1 protein-coding gene is annotated in these 1,366 nt (G+C 74.6%); it reads right to left on the bottom strand.

Annotated elements, in window-relative coordinates:
- Nucleotides 1-295 precede the first annotated feature (295 nt).
- Nucleotides 296-1,144, bottom strand: coding sequence for a helix-turn-helix transcriptional regulator (locus ABZW03_RS40905; RefSeq protein WP_355269964.1), 849 nt, complete (start codon nt 1,142-1,144; stop codon nt 296-298).
- Nucleotides 1,145-1,366 lie beyond the last annotated feature (222 nt).

The following is a 1,366-nucleotide window of genomic DNA, read 5'->3' as shown; positions in this document are numbered from 1 at the left end:
CCCCCCCCCCCCCCCCCCCGCGCCCGCCCCCCCCCCCCCCCACGACCGTGCTTTTCGGGCGGGTTCCCGGAAGGCCGGGAAGGCCCGGAGAATGCGGCAGTGGATCGTCGTCGAACCTCCCCGTGACGCGGATTCCGTCGAGTTGTCGGCGACCGTAGCCGATGCCACTGACAATCGGGGATTCGGATCGACGGCGGCCGCAGTCGGTACGGCCCGGTGGAAATGACGGAACGTCACATCATTCCGCGAGCCGATTTCCCGCGTCCGGACACCCGCGCGGGCCGCGCGGCCGGCGTCAGTGCGCGGCCGGGGCGCTCAGGTCGGCCAGCAGGCGGAGGGCCTCGGCGGTGGGCGAGGCGGGTTCGACGGAGTAGACGCAGAGCGTCTGCTCGGTGTCGCCGGGGACCTGGAAGGACTCGTAGGAGAAGTGCAGCTCGCCGACGACCGGATGGACGTAGTGCTTGGCGCCGTGCGTGCGGCGGAGCACCTTGTGGTCGCTCCACCAGGCGGGGAACTCCGGGCAGCGTAGCGTCAGTTCACCGATCAGCTCGGCGAGCCGGCGGTCGTCGGGGTGGCGGCCGGCCTCCAGCCGGAGCATCGCGACGGTCTCGGCGGCGATCGTCGCCCAGTCGCCGACCCGCTCCCTGGCCCGCGGGTCCAGCAGGTAGTAGCGGGCCAGGTTGCGCCGGGTGGCCGGGAGCGCGTCGAAGTCGGTGAGGACCTCGCGGGCCAGGCGGTTGGTGGCCAGCACGTCGGTGCGCCGGCCGATGACGAACGCCGGAACGTGCGCCAGGGTCTCCAGCATCAGGTGGAGCCCGGGCCTGACCCGCTGCGGCCGCTCCGGTGCGCGGCGGGCCGCGTGCGGTGCGGGGAGCAGCAGGTCGGCGAGGTGTTCGCGCTCCGAGGCGTCCAATTGCAGGGTGCGGGCCAGCGCCTGGACGACCTCGGAGGACGGGTGGCCGGCCCGGCCCTGCTCCAGCCGCGTGTAGTACTCCGTGCTGACCCCGGCGAGCCGGGCGACCTCGTCCCGGCGCAGTCCGGGCACCCGCCGGACCCGGCCGTCCGCGGGCAGCCCGGCCGCCTCCGGCCCGATCGCGGCGCGCCGGGTGCGGAGGAAGTCGGCGATCTCCTTGCTGCGTTCCATGCGTCCAGTGTGGCGGACCCGCCGGTGCGGCGGCGGACCCAGGGTGGCCCTCGCAGTACCAGTCGGCGCAGGGCCGGACTGGGGCCCCACACGGGCCCGCCGAGCTGGTCTGCTTGAGCTGTGCCCGGGACGACCCGGCGGAGCTGGACCGGGTGCTGGCGATCGGCGCCGACAAGGCCCGCGAGGTGGCGTCGGTGACGCTGGAGACGGTGTACGACCGGA

Source organism: Kitasatospora sp. NPDC004799, assembly GCF_040609095.1.
Lineage (GTDB): Bacteria > Actinomycetota > Actinomycetes > Streptomycetales > Streptomycetaceae > Kitasatospora.
The sequence above is the reverse complement of the archived record's forward strand: the minus strand, read 5'-3'. Positions and strand labels throughout refer to the sequence as shown.